General features: G+C 55.6%; 1 protein-coding gene. It reads left to right on the top strand.

Annotated elements, in window-relative coordinates:
* A partial coding sequence (locus ACTFO6_RS17625) for a hypothetical protein (protein ID WP_439935725.1) occupies positions 1-285 on the top strand: 285 nt, incomplete at its 5' end.
* Positions 286-484: the final 199 nt, after the last annotated feature.

The following is a 484-nucleotide window of genomic DNA, read 5'->3' as shown; positions in this document are numbered from 1 at the left end:
GCGCTGAAGCAGCTAGGAAAAAATGCGCTCACCCCAGCTCAGCATGAGCTGCTCGAAAGTCTCAAACGGCTCGGTATCGGTGAGCAAGGACTACGCGATCTCGCTGAAGATGTGGTCGAGATAGCGCCCGGCACCAAGCTTATACGAACCTTTCCGTTCAGTCTTGAAAAACAACCCGAAGGGATGGTGTTGGAGCTCGCTTATCACGATGTCGCCTCGGACAAAATATTCCAAGTGCGGCAAGAAGTCGGTCTCGAGGCGAACCTTGCTTCTTTCGCCCGTTAGTCCGGACGGTGCGATTAATCCTTAAGATGTTATATGTGATTCGTAATCCCCATGCCAGCCGCCAGGACCCGACACGGACTGTCCTTCCTCCCGCAGGTCCTCGTGCGCCCGGAGAAGGGCGATGCGCAAGTGCCGGCATTGCCAAGGCACTACGGCGCCATTTTGATCTCGGTGCTGTTGCTACCCCTTTCCATTACCC

Origin of the sequence: Pelomicrobium sp. G1, from assembly GCF_051905455.1 — a bacterium.
Taxonomy (GTDB): domain Bacteria; phylum Pseudomonadota; class Gammaproteobacteria; order Burkholderiales; family UBA6910; genus Pelomicrobium.
This window is presented reverse-complemented; position numbering and strand designations above follow the sequence as displayed.